Origin of the sequence: Marinobacter iranensis (genome assembly GCF_029207565.1) — a bacterium.
GTDB lineage: Bacteria > Pseudomonadota > Gammaproteobacteria > Pseudomonadales > Oleiphilaceae > Marinobacter > Marinobacter iranensis.
In genome coordinates this window covers 1-265 of the sequence record NZ_JANCMW010000215.1, presented here as the reverse complement: position 1 = coordinate 265, position 265 = coordinate 1, and the positions used below count along the sequence as shown (strand labels likewise).

The 265-nt window shown below is 60.0% G+C and carries 1 protein-coding gene; it reads right to left on the bottom strand.

All coding sequences use genetic code 11. From position 1 onward, the window contains the following. A partial coding sequence (locus NLU14_RS22080; protein WP_275710650.1) for an SRPBCC domain-containing protein occupies nt 1-228 on the bottom strand: 228 nt, incomplete at its 3' end. Nucleotides 229-265 lie beyond the last annotated feature (37 nt).

The following is a 265-nucleotide window of genomic DNA, read 5'->3' as shown; positions in this document are numbered from 1 at the left end:
AGTGCGCACCAAACGGGAAGGGGCGGTGATTTCGTGATGCACGCCGTGGAAGCCGTATTCGTTGCCGGCCTTGTCGTGTTGCACGAAGCGCCAGACGCCGCCCTGTCTTGGCTCGAACTTGTCGATCGTCGTCGTCAGCCAGCTCGGCCCCCACCAGTTCGGGATCGACTTGGGATCGGTGTAGACGGCGAAGACCTGTTCACGCGGTGCATCGAATGTCCGCGTCATGACGATCTCGTGTTTACCCGTTTCGGCTGTAAAAGTG